This window comes from Kluyvera sp. 1366 (genome assembly GCF_054823405.1).
Genome location: NZ_JBTRDW010000007.1, coordinates 76,600 through 97,189, shown reverse-complemented (window position 1 = coordinate 97,189; position 20,590 = coordinate 76,600). Strand labels below are relative to the sequence as shown.

At 56.5% G+C, this 20,590-nt stretch carries 20 protein-coding genes; 5 read left to right on the top strand and 15 right to left on the bottom strand.

The annotated features are described in order from the left end of the window. Positions 1–2 precede the first annotated feature (2 nt). The 10 genes from dagF to pmbA all read right to left on the bottom strand — a co-directional run bounded on the left by dagF (position 3) and on the right by pmbA (position 7,609). Positions 3–740, bottom strand: coding sequence for a 2-dehydro-3-deoxy-phosphogluconate aldolase (dagF, locus tag ACVLVH_RS16750; RefSeq protein ID WP_222185352.1), 738 nt, complete (start codon positions 738–740; stop codon positions 3–5). Further along, positions 737–1,858 (bottom strand): DgaE family pyridoxal phosphate-dependent ammonia lyase, encoded by a 1,122-nt coding sequence (locus tag ACVLVH_RS16745; RefSeq protein WP_312462995.1) that lies wholly within the window; start codon positions 1,856–1,858, stop codon positions 737–739. Before ACVLVH_RS16745 ends, dagF begins: the two co-directional genes overlap by 4 nt. Continuing rightward, the gene (locus ACVLVH_RS16740) at positions 1,842–2,975 is read right to left on the bottom strand and encodes an amidohydrolase/deacetylase family metallohydrolase (RefSeq protein ID WP_137386586.1); all 1,134 of its coding nucleotides are present in this window, start codon (positions 2,973–2,975) and stop codon (positions 1,842–1,844) included. The genes ACVLVH_RS16745 and ACVLVH_RS16740 overlap by 17 nt, the downstream gene beginning before the upstream one ends. Before the next feature lie 103 nt (positions 2,976–3,078). Continuing rightward, the gene (locus ACVLVH_RS16735) at positions 3,079–3,726 is read right to left on the bottom strand and encodes a DUF4310 family protein (RefSeq protein ID WP_064738408.1); all 648 of its coding nucleotides are present in this window, start codon (positions 3,724–3,726) and stop codon (positions 3,079–3,081) included. Between the two features lie 12 nt (positions 3,727–3,738). Next, positions 3,739–4,515, bottom strand: a complete 777-nt coding sequence (locus ACVLVH_RS16730) for a DUF4311 domain-containing protein (protein WP_101762892.1) — start codon at positions 4,513–4,515, stop codon at positions 3,739–3,741. Positions 4,516–4,542: 27 nt separating this feature from the next. Next, on the bottom strand, positions 4,543–4,839 hold the full coding sequence (locus ACVLVH_RS16725) for a DUF4312 family protein (protein ID WP_137386587.1): 297 nt from the start codon (positions 4,837–4,839) through the stop codon (positions 4,543–4,545). Between the two features lie 2 nt (positions 4,840–4,841). Then, entirely contained in the window at positions 4,842–5,198 is a 357-nt protein-coding gene (locus ACVLVH_RS16720) for an SFCGS family glycine-rich protein (protein ID WP_008103553.1), read from the bottom strand. Positions 5,199–5,215: 17 nt separating this feature from the next. Next, positions 5,216–5,554, bottom strand: coding sequence for a glycine dehydrogenase (locus ACVLVH_RS16715; RefSeq protein ID WP_007892186.1), 339 nt, complete (start codon positions 5,552–5,554; stop codon positions 5,216–5,218). 252 nt (positions 5,555–5,806) lie between these two features. Continuing rightward, positions 5,807–6,196: a cytochrome b562 gene (cybC, locus tag ACVLVH_RS16710; RefSeq protein ID WP_312463002.1), complete on the bottom strand. Its 390-nt coding sequence runs from the start codon at positions 6,194–6,196 to the stop codon at positions 5,807–5,809. 72 nt (positions 6,197–6,268) lie between these two features. Continuing rightward, positions 6,269–7,609 (bottom strand): metalloprotease PmbA, encoded by a 1,341-nt coding sequence (gene pmbA, locus ACVLVH_RS16705; RefSeq protein ID WP_192236155.1) that lies wholly within the window; start codon positions 7,607–7,609, stop codon positions 6,269–6,271. A gap of 115 nt (positions 7,610–7,724) precedes the next feature. On the opposite strand from pmbA, the gene yjgA reads away from it, so the two are divergent. Further along, a complete protein-coding gene (gene yjgA, locus ACVLVH_RS16700; RefSeq protein ID WP_101762888.1) occupies positions 7,725–8,267 on the top strand; it encodes a ribosome biogenesis factor YjgA in 543 nt (180 codons plus the stop codon). A 128-nt stretch (positions 8,268–8,395) separates the two neighbouring features. Here yjgA and mpl read toward each other — a convergent pair whose 3' ends face one another. Then, complete coding sequence (mpl, locus tag ACVLVH_RS16695; RefSeq protein ID WP_277974144.1) at positions 8,396–9,751, bottom strand: UDP-N-acetylmuramate:L-alanyl-gamma-D-glutamyl-meso-diaminopimelate ligase; 1,356 nt, start codon at positions 9,749–9,751, stop codon at positions 8,396–8,398. 166 nt (positions 9,752–9,917) lie between these two features. Between mpl and fbp the strand changes: the two genes are divergently transcribed. After that, the gene (fbp, locus tag ACVLVH_RS16690; RefSeq protein WP_008103565.1) at positions 9,918–10,925 is read left to right on the top strand and encodes a class 1 fructose-bisphosphatase; all 1,008 of its coding nucleotides are present in this window, start codon (positions 9,918–9,920) and stop codon (positions 10,923–10,925) included. Between the two features lie 52 nt (positions 10,926–10,977). Here the strand turns inward: fbp and ACVLVH_RS16685 are convergent, their stop codons facing one another. Further along, positions 10,978–12,549, bottom strand: a complete 1,572-nt coding sequence (locus ACVLVH_RS16685; protein WP_462062049.1) for a methyl-accepting chemotaxis protein — start codon at positions 12,547–12,549, stop codon at positions 10,978–10,980. 169 nt (positions 12,550–12,718) lie between these two features. Here ACVLVH_RS16685 and ACVLVH_RS16680 point away from each other — a divergent pair, with 169 nt between their 5' ends. The 3 genes from ACVLVH_RS16680 to ppa all read left to right on the top strand — a co-directional run bounded on the left by ACVLVH_RS16680 (position 12,719) and on the right by ppa (position 14,283). Continuing rightward, positions 12,719–13,132: a lysozyme inhibitor LprI family protein gene (locus ACVLVH_RS16680; protein ID WP_101762885.1), complete on the top strand. Its 414-nt coding sequence runs from the start codon at positions 12,719–12,721 to the stop codon at positions 13,130–13,132. 70 nt (positions 13,133–13,202) lie between these two features. Further along, positions 13,203–13,652 carry a DUF441 domain-containing protein gene (locus ACVLVH_RS16675; protein WP_008103576.1) on the top strand — a complete coding sequence of 150 codons (450 nt, stop codon included), beginning with the start codon at positions 13,203–13,205 and terminating at the stop codon, positions 13,650–13,652. 100 nt (positions 13,653–13,752) lie between these two features. After that, on the top strand, positions 13,753–14,283 hold the full coding sequence (ppa, locus tag ACVLVH_RS16670) for an inorganic diphosphatase (protein WP_007892166.1): 531 nt from the start codon (positions 13,753–13,755) through the stop codon (positions 14,281–14,283). 53 nt (positions 14,284–14,336) lie between these two features. On the opposite strand, the gene ACVLVH_RS16665 is transcribed toward ppa, so the two are convergent. From ACVLVH_RS16665 to tamA, 3 genes are read right to left on the bottom strand one after another with little or no spacing between them, the layout of a single operon-like run. Then, entirely contained in the window at positions 14,337–14,690 is a 354-nt protein-coding gene (locus ACVLVH_RS16665) for a gamma-glutamylcyclotransferase family protein (RefSeq protein ID WP_101762883.1), read from the bottom strand. 2 nt (positions 14,691–14,692) lie between these two features. Further along, positions 14,693–18,463, bottom strand: coding sequence for an autotransporter assembly complex protein TamB (gene tamB / locus ACVLVH_RS16660; RefSeq protein WP_498949796.1), 3,771 nt, complete (start codon positions 18,461–18,463; stop codon positions 14,693–14,695). Next, complete coding sequence (tamA, locus tag ACVLVH_RS16655; protein ID WP_137386596.1) at positions 18,460–20,199, bottom strand: autotransporter assembly complex protein TamA; 1,740 nt, start codon at positions 20,197–20,199, stop codon at positions 18,460–18,462. The genes tamB and tamA overlap by 4 nt, the downstream gene beginning before the upstream one ends. Between the last annotated feature and the right edge of the window lie 391 nt (positions 20,200–20,590).

Genomic DNA, 20,590 nt, shown 5'->3' with positions numbered 1-20,590 from the left:
TGTTACAGCAGTTTCTTGCACGTTGCCAGAAGCTGACGTACATCGTCAATGCGCGTGTCGCCGCTTGCGCTATCGATAATCGAACTGTAAACGTGCGGGATCACTTTGCTGACGCCCGCATCGAGCGCAATACGCACAATCTCTTCGAAGTTATTGAGATCGATACCGCCGGTGGGTTCCAGCCAGAAGTCGTGACGCGCGCAGGCTTCCGCCACCGCGCGATACTCATTTACCGCTTTCAGGCCGCCCATCGGAAAGTATTTCACCGAGCTGCCGCCCATGTCCTGCAACATGGCGATGGCGCTGTCGATCGGTACAATCGCGTCGGCGCTCTTCGAGCTGCGCGGTCCGGTGGAGATTTTCACCAGGCCCGGCGTGCCGGTCGGTGAAATCAAACCATTCACCACGGTTTGATTCTGGCCGAGCAGTGCACGGCTGGTCGCCACGCCGGTGAAGACCTGATTGACGTGCTGCGGTTGCAGCACCGCCGAGATCTCACTCACCATCGCCGACTGGTTGGGATCGCCCGCGCCCAAACCCACGGATAACGCATTGTCGATCAGCGCCGCATACTCGCGCATATCGGCAATGGCTTCTTCATTGCTGGCGTAGTTTTTTGACAGCACGCCCACCAGCACATGACCTTCAGCCGCCTGCCAGATCGCTTTGGCGTTCTGCTTCGAACCGGCCAGCACGTTAAGGCACAGGCGATCCTGATAGAAGTTCGGGTTCAGACTCATGCGCGTTTTCCTCCGCTGATCAACGCCTGAATAGCGCTAAAGATGATGTGCAGCTGATCGGCGCTAACGCTGCGCACATCGGCCTCGATAATGCCTTCGTTGGCTTTGTAGCCACGGAAATAGATGGCGATGTCGCCAGTTTTCAGCGCCTGCACCAGTTCGCCAGTCGGCCAGCCGGTGACCGCTTCATCAAACTTGATCTCGGCACGCGCAATATCGCGTCCGGCGGCATCCCACACCACGCGGGCGGTGACGCCGTTCAGCGTGTTGAGGTTGTCGATAAACGGCGTCATGTTGGCCACCATCTCGGCGCCGGTGGTTTTTGGCTGCACCAGATAGTTTTCAATCGCCTGCGTCAGGCCGAGAATGCCCTCTTTGCCGACTTTCATCGCGCGGCCAATGCCGTTGCTCTGGCGCTTCACCCACTCAACGTATTGCGTACGACCAATCACTAAGCCGCTGGTCGGCCCTTCAATCGCCTTGGCGCCGCTGTAAATCACCAGATCCGCGCCCATTTGGTAGTAACACTGCAAATCTTCTTCCGCTGCCGCATCAACGATCAGTGGAATGCCGTGCTTGCGCGCCACTACCGCTGCCTGCTCCACGCTAAGATGGCTTTTCTGCACGCAGTGGTGCGATTTGATGTACATCAGCGCCGCTGTGGTCGGCGTGATTGCCGCCGCCAACTGCTCTGGCGAACATTCATTGCTGTAACCGGCTTCGATCAAACGCCCGCCGCCCAGCGCCACCATCGTGCCAACCGGCGCGCCGAAGTTCACGTTGTGCCCTTTTGGCACCACGATATCGTACGGCACGCTGAGCGGTGCGGCGTGCAGGTTCTCCAGCAACCAGTCGTTATCTTTAACAATCACCGCCGCCACGCTCTGCGCAATGCCCGCTGAGGCGCACGACACCACCACCGCGCTCTCCACGTCCAGCAGTTTGGCGATGTAAGCGCCGGTCTTGTTGACCAGATCTTTCATCTCGAAATAGTGATTCAGACCATAGCTGACGGTATCCACCACATCCGCAGACGGCGTGGAGACGCCGAGAATGGTCATGCGGCCCGACGCGTTGATGACCTGTTTCAGGTCATATTTTTCATAAATCGAAGACATGATTCGCTTTCCCTTCATCAGTCAGATGCCAGTGACCGGCGATAACCACGGCCAGCGGCAGAATATGTTGTTCACCTAATACCCGTTCGCCTTCAGCATCAACGAACGGGCAGGCTTCCTCTTTGACGGTAAAAATGGTCAGGTCGGCGTCATAACCGGCGGTCAAGCGCCCTTTGCCCGCCAGACGCAGGCCAGCAGCGGCATTAACGGTGACGCACTCGACGATTTGCGGCAGAGTCATGCCAATGCTAAAGAATTTCGACATCACGTGCGCCAGGCTATGCACCGGGCCGTTGATGCGGTTACGACAGTAAATGTCGGAGCTGATGGTGTCGGGCAGAATGCCCTGCGCAATCGCCTGACGCGCCACCTCAAAACTGAAGCTGGCGCCGCCGTGGCCGATATCCAGCTTCACGCCGCGCGCGATGGCATTTTTCACCGCTGCTTTCAGTTCGCCCTGCGGTGACAAGATACGGTTCGGCTTGCCGTTAAAGCAGTGGGTAATGATGTCGCCGGAGGTCAGCAGATCGGCGATCTCTTCCAGCACGGGCGGATTGTTGCCAATGTGCACCATCAGCGGCAAGTTTCCGGCTGCCTGCTGAATCGCCTTGGCACGCACCAGCGGCTGAATGCCGTTCTCGCCCACCACGCTGCTGCTCATGCGCGCTTTCAGGCCAACGATAAAGTCGGGACGGCGTTTCACCGCTTGCACCACCGCATCGCCATCAATCTGCGCCATATCGGCCAGCTCGTTTTGCGTCACAATGCCGGTGCGTGAAATGTTGATCAGCGCGCGTACTTCGGTGGTAGCCGAACGCGTGAGCTGATAAAAGTCGTCGATGTCGTCAGCGCCGGTGCTGCCGGCATCCACCACCGTGGTGACGCCTTGCGCCATGCCAATGGTGTCGGCATCGTCGTGATAAATTGGGGATTGGGGATAACAGTGCACGTGGCTATCAATCCAGCCAGCGCTGACATAGTAACGTCCGGCGAGATCGCGTTCCTGCTGTGCCGGGCCGCTCACCTCGCCGACGGCGGCAATTTTGCCGTGCTGGATGGCAATATCCACCAGCTGTTCGTCGCACAGACGTGCGCGGCGCAGAATCAGATCAAACATGCTTACTCCTCACATACAAACGCTCATTTCGTAGCGGCGTGATTTATCGCGCAATAAATGGCGCCGCTACGGATATGTGCAGCCATATGGCCGCACATCAGTATCAGAGTGAGATTGGGAACATCGCACCCAACACCATCGCGCCCAAAATCGCGCCGCCGGTAATAGGCTTATTCCACAGGTAGAACAGCAGCGCCCCCACCAGCGAACCGAGACCAATAGGAATCGACGCCGCCATGGCAGAAAGGATAATCAGCGGCCCGAGGAAACGGCCCGATGCGTTACCCGCGCCCATCATCACGTCTGCGCCGTAGGTTGAGTCGCTCTGGTTGATGGTGAACTTACGCGCCAGGATGATCAGATAACCTATCGCTAAGCCCACCACCAAACCCGTAGCCAGCGATGCGGCAAAGTTGGCGACCGGGAACACAATGCCAGCACCGAGCAGCAGCGCAGGCACGCCGAGGCCGACGCCGGTCTGGATCGCGCCGCCAATATCGAGAATCCCCACTAGCGAACCTTCGATAATGCGTGCAAACAGGAAGCTGGCACCAAACGCCGCCACCGCGCCATACACGCCGGTTTCCATACCTGAGCGCAGCATCGAGACAAATGCCACTTCGTTAAACGCACCGATGCCGTACAGGTAATACATGTGCGTACCGGCAAATACGCCGGAGGAGAGCAGGCCAACAAAAATCGGGAAAGACCAGTCGGCGTACCAGAACCCTTTGTTTTCGTTCTCGTTCATGCTGATGGCTCCTTATTTGCCGCTGACGCTGTTGTGGATCATATCCAGCCAGCCCGGAATACCCAGCTGGAAGGATTGCAGCAGTTTCAGATCGAAACCGCGGAAGAAGCCGCTCAAGGCAAACAGCAGCACGATGGCAAACATCATCACCTTGGTGACTTTGTTCCAGCCGCTCTCTTCCACACCTTTACCGATCAGGATGCCCAGCACCAAACCCGGTACGGCGTTACCCATGATCAGCTGCGCCAGACCGCCAAAAATGGTGGCCCAGAAGCCGGATTTCTTACCGGCATCAATCGCTGCCAGCCAGAAGATCACTGGCATCACGGTATTCACCAGCAGGTTAGCCGCCGGCACCAGCACTTTTACTGCGGTAACCTGCAGCGCCGCCGGAACCGCAGACGCCGTGCTGTTAAGGAAGGCCACCACAATCATGCCGATGATGCCGCAGGCAATCGCCATGCGTTTCGGGTTGTGCAGCGTTTCCGCCACGTTGCGGTTTTTCACCATCAGTGCCGCCGCGCCCCAGTTCGGCAAAATGCGGTGATCGACGTCCTGCGTGAAGGAACCCGCTGCCACGGATGATGCCCAGGCGTTAAAGAAGAAGCCGAGACCAAAGGAGAAGTGCGATGCCGGATCGCCTTCACAGGAATTGAGTTCTCCCAAGGTACGGAACGCGCCCATACCTTGTGTGGTCGGTGCGTGGAACATGCGCGCTGCGCCCGCTCCCACCCCGACGCCAACCAATCCGCCAATGATTAACGACTTAAACAAAATGATTAAAAACATGTCGTCGTACCCTTGTTGTCGTTTTTATTAAGTCGCTATGAAATCCACCTTGTCGGTGTCGATCACAGTGACGCTAACGGTAATGTCCAGCTCAACGCTGTAATTCCGTCGCTCACGCGCGAGGAAGAAGAACAAGAATTTTTCCTTGCGCACGCTCTCCTGCGCGCGCAGCACCCGCACATCTATGGGTTCAATGCGCAACAGAATCTTTTGGCTGGTGCGCAGCACTTGCTGCTGCACCTTGCTGAGCGCATCGGCAAAGGCTTTTGCTTTACTGTCGCCTTTGCCCTGCACCGTTACCTGCGTCTCGTATTGCTGTTTCATACTTAGCTGCCGTGTTTTTTAGTCCAGGCCTGCACCAGACGCTCACCCAGCTCTTCTTTATCCATAAAGCCGAAGCCCAGCACAGTGGCACCTTCATTGATGGCGGTAACGCCTTCGTCAATCGAACGCATCCCGTGTTTGGCTTTGTAGCCATATTTGTTCTGCGCGGTAATCGCACCGGCACCGCCGCTGCCGCAGAAGGAGATACCGAAGTCGGCGTTTTCCGCTTTCATCACATCGCCCAGCTTCATGTCGGCTGCCACGCCTGGCACCACCACCGCACGACCACCGGCTTTCTCGATGCCCGCTGCTACTTTCTGACCTTTACCCAGACGATCGCCAATCACTACAGTTACCATGTTCAATTCCTCGCAATTTATGCTTCGTTCGATTTCGCCACTTCGATATGGACGGACAACAACCAGGCTTCCTCTTTTGGCAGATTGCCAAACAGATCCACCACCTGCTGCGCCAGCGCCATGGTTTCCGGCGAGATATCTTCAAACAGCTCAGCTTCTACTTCCGGTAGCGCTTCACCCGTTAAAGAGCGCGATGCCATCGCCCGGACATGCGAAGCCAGCATCTGCTGCTGCACGGCGTTGGCTTCGATGTGATGCGCGGCGTAGATCGCTGCAATTTGGCTTAACACCTTATCCGCCAGCGCCTGGATCGCTTCCGGCGTGCTCTGTTTCAGCGGGACAGCTTCACTCCTCACCTTGTTACTCCTGTTTACAGCGGACAATTACAGATATTTCTCGTTGATAAGAAAGTACGCTTTCCCCTTGAGGCTGTTGAGTCGCAACTTTTCCACCTCAAAGTGGAAATCCCGCGGGCGAGTGTGCGCCAGATCTCAGGACGCACGAAGTGTGCGAAAGCGGTCACAAAATGCGAGAAGTGATGGAGTTATGCGGATTAAACGGAGAGAAAGCAAAGAGGAATAAGGCCAGCCGCTGGGCTGGCCGGGTTATCAGCGGAATTTCTTATGGTTGGCGTTGCGAATATCTTCCAGTTTCATCGCTTCGGCCTTGGCTTCGTCCAGCTTGTTGGCTTGCGCCAGCTTATCGACCACATCTATCTGGGCAATCAGCGAATCCAGACCGGCGTGATAATCCTTGATCTGCGCGCTATCGGCCGCCTGACCTTCCAGTTTTTCCGGCGTGGATTGCTTAGCATCCGTTGCCGCCTGACGCATTTTGCCCAACGCGGTATGCATTTCCTGCGCGTCAGAAGTTTTCTTCACCACGCTCAGACCATCCTTGAGCGTATCCATATCTTTTTCTAAATCGGCTGCAAACACGCTAGCCGAGGAGAACAACAGCGATAACGACAACACTGCAATCACATGCTTATTACGCATTGGTATGTCCTTTTATTATTGTCGGGCCAAAAAAAAGCAGCCTTGCGGGCTGCTTTCAGAAAGCGATGACTCTTATTGTCCGGCGATTTTCATCTCCGGCAGCAGCACCGATCCGCATTGTATATTGCTGCGGGTTTCAATGTCGTTACCGACGGTTACCATATTGAGCCACATCTCCTTGAGGTTGCCGGCGATTGTGATCTCGCTCACAGGATATTGAATCTCACCGTTTTCCACCCAGAATCCGGATGCGCCGCGTGAATAGTCGCCGGTCATGCCGTTGATGCTGGAGCCCATCATCTCGGTTACCACTAAACCGGTGCCCATCTGCTTCAGCAGGTCGTCAAAGCTGTGGCCCTGACCGGCAATACGCCAGTTATGGATGCCGCCTGCGTGGCCGGTGCTCTGCAAGCCGAGCTTGCGCGCCGAGTAGCTGGTCAACAGCCAGTTCTGCAGCACGCCATCTTTAATGATGTCACGCGATTGGGTGCGCACGCCTTCGCTGTCGAACGGCGTGGATGCCAAGCCTTTCAGCAGGTGCGGATGCTCTTCAATGGTCAGCCACTCGGGCAGAATCTGCTTACCGAGCGAATCAAGCAGGAAGGTCGATTTGCGGTATACGCTGCTGCCGCTGATCATGCCCACCAGATGACCAAACAAACCGGTCGCCACTTCTGGCGCGAAGATCACCGGCGCTTTCATGGTCGAAAGCTTGCGCGGTGCCAGACGCGACAGCGTGCGGCGTGCGCACTCGGCGCCAACCCATTCCGGGCTTTTCAGATCGTCAAAAGCGCGGCCAATGGTATACGCGTAATCGCGCTCCATATTGCCGTCCTGCTCGGCAATCACACAGCTGGAGAGCGAATGGCGGCTGGAGCAGTAGCTCTGCAACATGCCGTGGCTGTTACCAAAGACTTTGATACCAACGTGGCTGTTGAAGCTGCCGCCTTCGGTGTTGGTGATGCGTTTGTCGGCCTGCAACGACGCTTGTTCCGCCTGAGCGGCCAGTTCGATAGCGCGATCGGCATCGATCTCCCACGGATGGTAGAGATCGAGATCCGGCGCGTCAAACGCCAGCAGATCGGGATCGGCCGGTGCGCCAAATGGATCCACCGAGGTGTAGCGCGCAATGTCGATCGCCGCCTGCACGGTGCGTTTGATCGCATCCGGGCTGAGATCGGTGGAGGAAGCGCTGCCTTTACGGTTTTGATGGTAGACGGTGATGCCGAGCGCACCATCGCTGTTGAATTCGACGTTTTCCACTTCGCCATAGCGGGTACTGACGCCGATGCCGGTGGTTTTCGTGACCGCCACTTCAGCGCCATCGGTGCTGGCTTTTGCCAGTTCCAACGCCTGCGCGACAGCCTGTTCCAACACTTTACGTTGTTCTGCAACCTGAGTAGATACGTTCATCGACCTGCCGTCTAATCTTAAGTATGAATTGTTTGAGTCTATCAGACTCAGAGAACAATTTCGCAGTCGCCCGATAAACTGGTAGGATTAGCCTCTTTTTTTTGGGAGCCAAGAGATGACCAAGCAGCCCGAAGACTGGCTCGACGATGTGCCGGATAATAATGACGAAGAAGATGAAGAGATTATCTGGGTCAGCAAAAGCGAAATTAAACGCGATGCCGAAGAGCTAAAACGCCTTGGTGCCGAGCTGGTTGAGCTGGGGAAAAATTCCCTCGACAAGATCCCACTCGACGAACAACTGCGCGACGCGATTGAACTGGCGCAGCGCATCAAGAAAGAAGGCCGTCGCCGTCAGCTGCAGCTGATCGGTAAGATGTTGCGTTCACGCGATGAAGATCCGATTCGCCAGGCACTGGATAAGCTGAAGAACCGCCACAACCAGCAGGTTGCGCTGTTCCATAAGCTGGAGATTTTGCGCGATCGTTTGATCGAGCAAGGTGATGACGCGGTCGCTGAAGTGTTTAACCTCTATCCGCACGCCGATCGTCAGCAACTGCGCAGCATGATCCGTAACGCGCAGAAAGAGAAAGCCGCGAATAAGCCGCCAAAATCTGCCCGCCTGATTTTCCAGTATCTGCGCGAGTTGGCAGAAGCGTAAGTTTTCTGCGGTTTTCCCCTCATCCCAACCTTCTCCCGCAAGCGGGAGAAGGGGCTGACCGAGCTCCACCTAAACATTCCCTCGCCCGCTTGCGGGAGAGGGCCAGGGTGAGGGGAAAACCCGCACCATCACCGCCCTAACCGCTCCAGCAGTTTCTGGTGAATACCACCAAATCCGCCGTTACTCATCACCAGAATCGAATCGCCTGGCTGGGCTTTCTTCGCCACCATTTCCACCAACGTATCGATATCCGCGCTCCACTGCGCTGGTTGAATGCACGCCTCAGCGACATCGGAAACCTGCCACGGAATATGGTGCGGCTGGAACAGGAACACTTCGTCTGCGCGGCCCAGCGATGGCGCTAACTCGTTCTTGCTCACCCCCATCTTCATGGTATTTGAGCGCGGCTCCAGCACCGCCAGAATGCGTGCGGTGCCGCCCACTTTGCTGCGCAGCGCCGCCAGCGTGGCGAGAATCGCGGTAGGATGGTGAGCGAAATCGTCGTACACCTTGATGGCGTTCACTTCACCGCGCAGTTCGAGACGACGACGCGCATTAATGAAGCTGCTCAGCGCTTCACCGGCATCTCCCGGTTTCACCCCAACATGACGCGCCGCTGCAATCGCCATCAGGCCATTGTGCATGTTGTGCTCGCCCACCAGCGCCCAGTTCACTTCGCCGACTTTCTCGCCGTCGAGCCAGATCTCCCAATGTGAAGAGTCCGGCGTCAACTTTTTCGCCTGCCAGTGACCGTTATCGCCCACCGTTTCCTGCTCGCTCCAGCAGCCCATCGCCATCACTTGCTTGATGTTGTTGTCGTGCTCCGGCAGCAGGATCTTACCCTGGCCCGGCACGATACGGATCAAATGATGGAACTGCTTCTGGATGGCGCGCAGATCGTCAAAGATATCCGCGTGATCGAATTCGAGGTTGTTGAGGATCAGCGTGCGCGGGCAGTAATGCACAAACTTGGAACGCTTGTCGAAGAACGCGCTGTCGTACTCATCCGCTTCGATGACGAAGAATGGACTTTTTCCTAATTTTGCCGAAACCTCGAAGTTTCCTGGCACACCACCGATGATAAAGCCGGGTTCCAGGCCGCAGGCCTCGAGAATCCACGCTGCCATGCCGGCTGTGGTGGTTTTGCCGTGGGTTCCCGCCACCGCCAGCACCCAACGATCGCGCAGGACGAAATCGTGCAGCCATTGCGGGCCGGAGAGGTAAGGAATGTTGCGTTCCAGTACCGCTTCGACACAAGGATTGCCGCGCGTCATCGCGTTACCAATGATCACCAGATCCGGTTGCGGATCGAGCTGGCTGGCATCGTAACCTTCAGTCAATTCAATGCTTTGCTGTTCCAGCAACGTGCTCATCGGCGGATAGACATTGGCGTCTGAGCCGGTCACTTCGTGTCCCAGCGAGCGCGCCAGCATCGCCAGTCCGCCCATGAAAGTGCCACAAATCCCGAGGATGTGAATACGCATAAAGAGATCCATTACTCAAAAGTTCGGCGCACAGTGTAACGCCGAGTTGAGAGGGAAGAAACGGATTAGGACTATGGTTTTTAAAGTTCAATCGGCTAAACTGCGCTCATACGTTGGTAGCTTGTTACAGCTGCTGCCACTCCATCGTAGATGCAGGGAATGTGTTATGAAAACGTTAGGCGAATTCATCGTCGAGAAGCAACACGACTTTCCACACGCCACAGGTGAACTGACGGCGCTGATTTCTTCCATTAAGCTTGGCGCTAAAATTATCCACCGCGACATCAACAAAGCGGGTCTGGTGGATATTCTGGGTGCCAGCGGCGTGGAAAACGTGCAGGGTGAGCAGCAGATGAAGCTTGATCTGTTTGCCAACGAAAAGCTGAAAGCCGCCCTGAAAGCACGCGGCGTGGTGGCCGGTATCGCGTCGGAAGAAGAAGACGAGTTCGTCATCTTTGAAGGCTCAGAGAATGGCAAATACGTTGTATTAATGGATCCGCTGGACGGTTCTTCAAACATCGACGTTAACGTTTCCGTCGGCACCATTTTCTCTATCTACCATCGCATCAGCGAGCCGGGCACGCCAATCACCGAAGCCGACTTCATGCAGCCGGGCAACAAGCAGGTTGCTGCGGGTTATGTGGTTTACGGTTCTTCGACCATGATGGTTTACACCACTGGCGTGGGCGTGCATGCGTTTACTTACGATCCGTCGCTCGGCGTATTCTGCCTGAGCCACGAGCGCATGACCTTCCCGGAGAAGGGTTACACCTACTCGATCAACGAAGGTAACTACATTCGCTTCCCGCAGGGTGTGAAGAAATACCTGAAGTTCTGCCAGGAAGAAGATATCGCCACCAAGCGCCCGTATACCTCGCGCTACATTGGTTCACTGGTGGCCGACTTCCACCGTAACCTGCTGAAAGGCGGCATCTATCTCTATCCAAGCACCGCCAGCCACCCGAAAGGCAAGCTGCGTCTGCTGTACGAATGCAACCCAATGGCCTTCCTGGCGGAGCAAGCGGGCGGTAAAGCCAGCGATGGTGCCAATCGCATCCTCGACATCCAGCCAGAAACGCTGCATCAGCGCTGCCCGTTCTTCTGCGGCAACGACGCAATGGTAGGCGACGTTGAACGCTTCATCCGTGAATATCCGGACGACCATTCAGCCTAAGTTTTTTCCCGCTGTGCAAAGCCCGCCTCCGTGCGGGCTTTTTTGTTGCTGCCTACGAAGGCAGAGCCGCGACTACGCGGAATTGCGCCATCGAATCCTGCAACTGCTGCGACTGCGCTTCCAGCGATTGGGTGGCAGCGCTGGCTTCTTCGACTAACGCGGCGTTCTGCTGCGCGGCTTCATCCATTTGCGTCACCGCCTGATTTACCTGCTCGATACCGCGACTCTGCTCTTCCGAAGCAATGGAGATCTCTTTCATCAGCGTAGTCACGCGCATCACTTCGCTGGAGATCTCATCCATGGTTTCACCGGCGCGCGTGGCCATATCGCTGCCCTCTTGCACCCGCGTCTGCGATTCTGCGATGAGCTCGCGGATCTCTTTGGCGGCGGTGGCGCTGCGACCAGCCAGCGTGCGCACTTCATTAGCGACCACGGCAAAACCACGCCCTTGTTCACCGGCACGCGCGGCTTCAACCGCAGCGTTCAGTGCCAGGATGTTGGTCTGGAAGGCAATGCCATCAATCACGCTGAGGATGTCGCCAATGCGATTGGCGCTTTGGGTGATCTCCTGCATCTTCTCCATCACGTAGCCGACCACTTCGGCACCGCGATCGGCACTGTCGGAGACATTGCTGGCGAGCTGATTGGCCTCTTTGGCGTTGCTGGCATTGAGACGCACGGTGGCGGTGAGCTGTTCCATGCTGGCCGCGGTTTGCTCCAGCGAAGCGGCGGACTCTTCGGTACGCTGCGAGAGATGCACGGTGCCCGCCGCTAACTCGCGGCTTCCTACGTCAATCTGCAAGCTGGCTTCGCGCACCTGACTGACCGAACTGCTGAGCGCCAGCTGCATATTCGCCAGCGCCTGATTGAGACGGCCTAATTCACTCTTTCCGGCTGCGGGCAGCGGCTGGGATAAATCGCCGGCCGCAATTTGCTCCAGATGCACAATCGCGCCATCAAGTGGACGCAGCAGCAGACGACGCAGCAGTTGCCAGGCAATGACGATCAGCAATAGCGTCAACGCCATCGCCACGCCAATCATGATTTTCATCTGCCACTCATTGTGTGCAGCTTGCGCCAGACGTGTAGCTGAGACTTCATCAGCATAAACGGCAAAATCATGCACGGCTTTCGCGTAGTTGCTTGCCAGCGTTGAGAGGTTGCCTTCCAAAACCTGGTAATATTCGTCGGTATACTGCTTTTGCAACGCATCCATCATCGGCACGATGGCGCCCTTATGATAGGAAGCGAACGAAGTAGCCACGGCATCGGCGAGGATTTTACCCTGAGCCGTTACCGTCCCGGCATCAATAAAGGCTTTCAGATGACGCTGGGAACTGGTGACATCCTCCTCAGCTTGTTTGGTGACGCTGGCGCCGTCCTCCAGTAATCCGATTTCGATTTTGCGCACGGCCAATGCGGCGCTGCCGCGCGCGCGCATGAGGTCGGCATTGCTTTGGTACAAACTGTTCAGTTCAATTCCCTGAATGCGGTTAATGGCATCCAGTGATTGATTGCCTGCGTTGATGGCAGAGATGCCCATCGCGCTGACTGCCAGCAGCAGCAGCGTCATAAAAGCCAAAAGCGTGAGTAATGCAGTACGAATTGATAGCTGTTTGAACATGATTATCCCCGTTTGCAAGAAAAGGCAGAAATCCGCTGGCCCTAAAACGGAAAGATTATCGGCAGTTGATCGCGGAAACTTTATCCATTGTTGATGGTCAACTGGCTGACGATCATCCAGACTTCATTTTTACTGAACTCTGCCCCAGCAAAATTTAAGGAATGAAACGATGAAAAAATGGCTCCCGATGGCGTGTTTGTTGGTCAGTGGTTTTGCGGCGGCGCAACAAAACCCTATCGATCAGCAGCTCGATCAGTGTCTGAATAAGGAATCCAGCACCGCCGGCATGTCTCAATGCTACGGCACCGCCAATAAAGCCTGGGATAAAGAGATGAACGCGCAGTACACCCAAGCGATGAAAAAATTAACCGGCGCACCTAAAGACAAATTGCGCAGCGCCCAGCGCGCGTGGCTGACCTATCGCGACAGTTGGCTGGATGCCAGCCGCAGCTATTTTGTTAGCAGCCAGGGCACGATGGCCGCGCTGTCAGTTGGTGCGCAGGGCGTCAGTCTGGTGCGTAATCAGGCGCTGATGTTGCAATCAATTAACAAAGGCAGTTGCGCCAACCCCGACGATTGTTGATTAATGTAAGCGTTTAATACGCTTAGCGCTGGCATCGGCCAGCGCGCCCATTAATCTGCAGGGAGAAACCATGGCTGCTTATGCCTCCACCATCATTCTTGTTTGCCTCGCCGTCCTCAGCTATTTCGTTCATAACAGCGCCGTTACCATCTCGATTCTGATCCTGCTGGCGATCAAGCTCACCCCGCTGTCGCAATTCTTTCCCTATGTGGAAAAACAGGGCATTCAGATTGGCATCATCATCCTCACCGTTGCGGTGATGGCGCCGCTGGCCAGCGGTACGCTGCCGGCTTCTTCGCTGTTGAAATCGTTCGCCAACTGGCAATCAATTATCGCGATTGTGGTGGGGGTTTTCGTTGCCTGGCTGGGCGGACGCGGCGTGAACTTTATGAGCGTGCAGCCGTCGGTGATTGGTGGGCTGTTGATTGGTACGGTGATTGGCGTGGCCTTCTTCCGTGGTGTGCCGGTTGGACCACTGATTGCGGCGGGGATCGTCTCGCTGTTTGTCACGGCGAAGTAGCGGGTTGGAGCATTCCGAAACGCCAAAAAGGGGGCATACTTTCAGAGTCAGTTGGCTATAATAGCCGTCACTCAACATATGACTAATGAAGGAAAGCCAGATGAGTTTGAACCAGGTGCCTGCAGGTAAAGAGTTGCCAGAAGATATCTACGTTGTCATTGAGATCCCGGCTAACGCCGATCCGATCAAATATGAAGTCGACAAAGAGTCTGGCGCCCTGTTTGTAGACCGTTTCATGTCTACCGCCATGTTCTATCCGTGCAACTACGGCTACATCAACCACACCCTGTCTCTGGATGGTGACCCGGTTGACGTGCTGGTGCCAACCCCTTATCCGCTGGTACCGGGCTCAGTGATCCGCTGCCGTCCCGTCGGCGTGCTGAAAATGACCGACGAGTCTGGCGAAGATGCCAAACTGGTAGCGGTGCCGCACACCAAGCTGAGCAAAGAGTACGATCACATCAAAGATGTGAACGACCTGCCAGAACTGCTGAAAGCGCAGATCACCCACTTCTTCGAGCACTACAAAGATCTGGAAAAAGGCAAATGGGTGAAGGTTGACGGCTGGGACAACGCAGAAGCGGCCAAAGCTGAAATCATCGCCTCTTACGAGCGCGCGCAGAAGAAGTAAGATTCTTTTCTGCCACGCATAAAAAAACACCGTCCAATGGACGGTGTTTTTATTTATGCCTCTGTTTCGCCATCTCGCCTTAACCAGTCACCGCTCGCGATATGCGTGCGACCCGCAACTGAACGCTGATAGACATACAGCCAGGCACTGCCGTAAGGCGTCTGAATAAGCTGGCGTTTGTATTCGCCATTTTTGGTGCGCAAGGCATCAAGTTCGCCGAGCGTGCTGGCGTCAATGCGATACACCTCGCAATAAACGCTGCCTTCTCCTTCCACCACGCCCGGATAGTGACCCAGATTGTAGAGATCAAACCCCACAATCTGATGGTCGCCGAGCCACTGCGCATTCGTCATCCAATGACTGTTTCCCTGTTTGCGCCGTAAACTGCCATAGACAATTATTCGCATTGCTAAAACTCAAACTGATAGAGCAGATCCAGTGCCTGATCGAGACCCGACACGGCTTCTAAATAGAGTTTGGGCATCAGGCGATAACGCAAGGTTAAGGTCGCCAGTGAATCAAATATGCCAACACCGTATTTTACTTGTAGACCCGGCAACACGTAACCACTCACCTGCACCTGCTGGCTATCGCCTACGCCAGCGGTATCAACCGCGAGATTACTGACACCGAAGGTCTCGCCGATTTTACCCACAACCTGACCACTTTGCGCAACCCCCAATCCCACCAGCGCGGAAGTTAATGCGTTGCTGTCGCCATCGCTGTTGAGTCCCTGACCACGTAACAGGTAAGAAAGCGCTTCCTGCTGTGACATCGCCGGATCGGAGAACACTTCCACTTTCGGCTCATCCGCCAGCCCGGTTACCCGTAATCCGGCGGTGACATCGTCTTCAGTGGCCTCAGGATTACGGATCGCCTCGAGATTAACGTAAGGCTGGTCCGGCGGTCCGGCGAATTGCAACTCACCTTTACGTACCAGCAGATCCTGACCATAAGCGTGGAAGCGGCCGGATGGGATGTTGATCTGGCCATTCAAGCCGAGGCCATTTTTATCCTGCACCAGTTTGAGATCGCCATTCAGCCTGGCTTTTAGGCCAAACGCCGAGAGCCGCACATCATTACCGACGTGGATCACCAGATTGCTGTTGATCGGGATTGCCGCTGTTTTCGGCTGAATCGGCTTAAGATTTTGATCCAGCATCACTTCATCAGAGGAGACGCCGGTGGCGCTTTCCGGCACTTCCTGCACGGTAATGCGCGCCCACGGAATATCCACTTTGCCGTCGAGGCTGAACGCGGCCGGCGTGGCTGCAAACACCAGATCCGGCGAGACATCCATGCGCACCATTGGCGGCACGGTAACGCGGATACGGCTACCTTGCGCCGCCACGCGCGCGCGCCAGTTATCCAGCTGGCTCCAGTCGGCGTTGCCGCTCAGGTTAAGATTGCCCTGCGCCGTCTGAATCATGCCGTTGAGCGTTGAGCTCATGCCGTTGAACACCATGTTGAGGTTGGCAGCGGTGAGATCGACCGGCATAAAGCTGCCGTCGACATCCACATCGCTCAGCCCCAACTGACCAAACACCTGCGGCTGCTGCAGCGTGCCGCCAAGACGCAGGTTGCTGTTCAGGTTGCCTTTGATCTTCTCGCCCTGCATCAGCGCCGGATTCAGCATTGCCAGCGAAATATTGCTGATGCCGATGTTGCCCGACAGCTGACGCCGATTCTCAGGATCGGCGATCTGCACATTGCCGCTCAGCTGGCCGTTGTTGACGATATGGATCAGCCAGTCAAGCTGTGCGCGACCGTTACGCAGCGCCGCATTCAGGTTCAGCGTGTCGAAGGCGATAGGCAAACTGTTGCCCTGCACGTCTTGCTCCACTTTCACGCCGCTGCCTTTCAGCGCTAAGGTGCCGGTTGGCAGCGCGCCGTCGGCGGTCCAGTTAACGCGCGCATCACCACTGAACACGCCGTTCAGTTTGGTGGCATCGGTGAGGAACGGTTTGATCATCGCCAGATCGAAGCGATTGAGCACCACATGCGCATGTCCGCTGGCACCGGCTTCAATCGGTTCCGGTACGCACAGCTGCGCGTTCGGGTTCTGCCAGCAGTGCGGCCCAATGGTGGCGGTCTGCTTGCTGTTGAGGTAATCAATCGCCATCGCCCGCGTCAGTCGCCATTCGCCTACCGGCGTGTCGAAACGCGTGTTGTTGAGATTGCCCTGCCAGCGCTGGGTTTTGCGATCAAAGCTGCCGTTCAGCGCCAGCTGACCGGAAACCGGTTCGCCCTGTACCTCGAGCTTCAGCTGATGCTGCTTTTCGTTGCCGTCGGCGTTCAGCGTTAACAGGTTCACTTTCAGCGCATCCTGCTGCAATTGTTCCACGCGCAGTTGCAGCTTACCGGCGATCTGATCGCTGGATTTCACATCGCCCTGCAACGCCACACGACGGATCTGCAGCTGCTGCCAGCGCAAACCAGTAGCCGTGAGATCGGCCAGCAGCTGCGGCGCTTGTAAGGTGCCGCGTGCTTTGATGGTGCCTTTGGCGACGCCGCCCAGGCCCGGCAGCGCGTTATCCAGCTTTGGCGCATCAATGCTGGCATCGAGATTGAGCGTGTCGCCCAGCTCGCCCTTCACGTCCAGATGGTTGCGACCCAGCGCAATGTTAAGGCCGGGCACTTTCCACTGGTTGTAGCTGTTGCCGGTCAACGTACCTTTGGCGCTCACCGCGTTCTGCTTAACATTTCCTTTCAGCTCCAGCTGCGGCACGCTGAGCTGCCAGGTTCCGCCGTACAAGCTGCCGCGCGTGGCAATTTTGCCCTCCAGCTTCGCTGGCCAATCCGGATACTGTTTGGCGGTGTTGATGCCCGAAAGCGTCAATTCGCTGCGCCAGCTGATGGCTTTGCTCCAGTCCACCAGCGCCGTCAGATCGATATTGCCCTGCAGCGCCGCCACGCGCAGCTTATCAAGATTGAACTGCTGCTCGTTGCCTTTGCCGTCCAGCGCAATGCTGGCAGGCGGCACGCCTTCGCCTTTCACCGCAGTGCGCAGCGACATCACGTAATCGGTGGCTTTGCCTTTGAACTGATAATCGAGATTATCCGCCTGATACTGCACCGCGCCGGTGAGCGGCCAGCGCAGCTGCGGGCTGGTGAGTTTTAGCGCCAGCGGCAAACCAGCGACCGCAGGCTGCGTGGTCGCATCCAGCTGCGCACGCACCGGACCGGAAAGATTCAGCCCCAGCTTCAGCTCGTCACGCATCGCGCCTGCAAGGTTCATTTTGATCTTCTCGCCCTTGATTGGGTCGAGATTGAGCGTGCCGTTCAGCGCAAAATTCACCGGCCAGTTATCGGCCAACGTTGCTTCACCGCTGGCGTTCACCTGCCCTTGCGGCGAATCGACATCAAAGGTTTCCAGCTGGAGATGACGATCGGCGGTTTTGGCTTTTAACAGCAGACGCGTGATTGAGATGTCGGTATCGCCGGTGATGCGCAGCTGTTCGCCCAACAGTTCCTGCACGGTGATATCCAGCGGCAGCTGGAAGTCCGGCATATCTGGTAACAGTGGCTTAGCGAATATCGCCTGCAGCGTTTCGCCCAGCGGCGGTTCATCCGGCTGCGGCTGATGCACTTTTGGCTGCACCACCTGCTCATCCACCACTTTGGCCGCTTTCGGCAGCGCGATCAGCAGGCTTTGGATATGGGTTGGCGTCAGCGTCAGTGCGCGATCCTGCCACTGCAGGCCGCTGGTGAAGTCGAGCAGGGAAATTGCGGTGTCATCCACTTTAACGTTGATGTTATGCAGCCCGACTTTGCTGAGCGTGATGGGATACGGCGTGCTGAGATTGGTGCTGCCGCTCTCCTCTTCCGGCGGCGGTGCGCTGGCCGGTGCCATTTTTTTGCTATCGACCACCACGCTGACATCCTGCAGCGCAATGTCATTGACACACACCGACGAATGCAGCAGGCAGTTGAGATTCAGCGCCAGGTGGAAACGTCCGGCATCCACGCTGACGCCCGGCATCTCATACTTCACGCCGCTTAGCGTCAGATCGCGCCAGCCACCTTCCACCTGTTTGATCGACAAACCTGGCACCCAGCGATCGGCGCCTTTCAGCAGCAGATGCAAACCCGGCGTGGTGCCCACCAGAAACGCGATGCTGCCCAACAGCAGCACCAGAAAAATACCGATGCCAATCAGGACCTTTTTCCACAGCTTCATAGTTCAGGCCCCAATCCTACATAAAATTGCAATCCATGCTCCTTGTCGTCGCCAATCGGCCGCGCGATATCAAACTTGATCGGCCCGACCGGAGAAGACCAGCGCACGCCGAAGCCGGCGCCGGTTTTCAGGTTGCTCTGCTTGATGTCGTTGACCGCTTCGCCGGAATCGACGAACACCGCGCCCCACCATTTGCCGGTCACGTTGTATTGATATTCAAGCGAGCCGGTGGCCATTTTCGAGGCGCCGGTCAGCTTGCCGTTATCATCACGTGGCGATACGTCTTTGTATTTGTAACCACGAATACTGCGATCGCCACCGGCGAAGAAGCGCAGATCCGGCGGCACTTTGTCGAAGTCGTTGGTTTCGATCCAGCCCACATTGCCGCGCGCCACAAAGCGATGCTTATCGGCGAGCGTGCGAATCCAGACGTTTTGCGCCTGCATGATGACGAAATCAACGTCCGAACCCCATGTGGTATCCGACACGTCCACCGAGTAGCGCTGCGAATCGCCCCACGTCGGCATCAGACCGCCGCGCGAACGGGTGCGGTTCAGGCTAACGCCCGGATAGAGCAGCATAGTGGTGTTGGTCACGCTGGCCTGGGTAAAGTGATCGAGGCTCCAGCGCAGGTTGATTGCCTTCTGCCAGCCGCTGCTGCTGTCCCAGTTTCGCGACATCGCCAGCGTGGTGGTATCGGCTTTGGTGTCGTTGAGATCGGTACGCTTCACACCGCCGGAGAAGGTGTAATACTGCTCCAGCGGACTTTTCAGCAGCGGGACTTTGTAGCTGAGATCGAGCTGCTGCTCCGGCGCAGAAACGTAGGCGCTGGCGGCCAGGCTGTGGCCGCTGCTGTTAATCCACGGTTTTTTCCACGTGCCTTTAATGCGCGGCCCGACATCGGTGGAGTAACCGACGCCGGTTTCAATGGTGTTTTCCACGCGTGGCGATACCACCGCATTCAGCGGCAGCACTTTGCTTTGACGACCTTTATCAAACTCAGGCGCGACCACCACCGAGTTGAACCAGCCGGTCGCCGACAAGCGGCGGTTAAGTTCGGCCAGATCGCGCGAGCTGTAGTAATCGCCCTTTTTGAACGGCACCAGATTTTGCAGATAGGCTTCGTCGATTTGCGAGCCCTGGAAACCGACATCACCGAAACGGTAGCGCGGGCCGCTATCGTAATTGATGTCCCAGAAGGCTTCGCGCCGTTCAACCGAAACGCCAAGCTGGCTTTGCTTAAAGTCACCGTCGAAGTAACCATTACGCAATGCCAGGCTGGAGAAGCCGTTTTTAAATTTGTCATAGGCGCCGTGATTCAGCTGTGTACCGACTTTCGGCGTGCCCTGTTTGACCCAGGCTTGGTAATCCTTGTCGGTGCGGGCTTCACCTTCGATCACAATGGTGCTGCCGCCGATCTTGACCGGTTCGCCGGGCTTAACGTGTGCGATCAATACCGGACGACCACCTTGCGGCGGTGCCGGGCGCGATTCAAAATTGATCTCCGGTTCGTAATAACCCAGCGCCCGCAGGCCTTCTTTGATCGCTTCCGCAACGCGCGCGCGGAAACGGCCGTCGTTCGACACCTCGTCACTGCCGATGGTGGACAAGCGTGCCCTGACGTTCTTTTGCAAATCCCCGCTAAGACCGTCCAGCTGCAAGCGCACTTTGGCTGCCTCAACGGCAGGTGCAGCAAGCAACAGGCTGGCCAAACAATAAATATGAAATCGTGGCACACGTACTCCTGTTAATAATGCCGGCCCCTATTCCGCAGGGGCGTTTATTCTCTGGAAGGGTATCACCAGCGCGCGTTTACCCATCAGCATAGCCGCTCTTTTCCCCCCACTGGCGCAAATTCAGCGACTAAGCCAAATTGTGACCTATTGTGGGTAAATGTGCTAAACGATACAACAACCAAGGCGATTCTTGAGCTCGCGAATGACGCTCACTCAGATTAATCCGACCCCCTGATGCGCGCCTATAGCGGCATGATAAGCGCTGCTGCTATAATCAGCGACCAGCAGGCCTCGCCTGCACCCTTTCTGCCCCGACGTTAACCTTATCTTGTCGAAATGGCGCAGACATTTTTGGCACGGATAGCCTGTTTGACTGGCAAGTACCGGACGT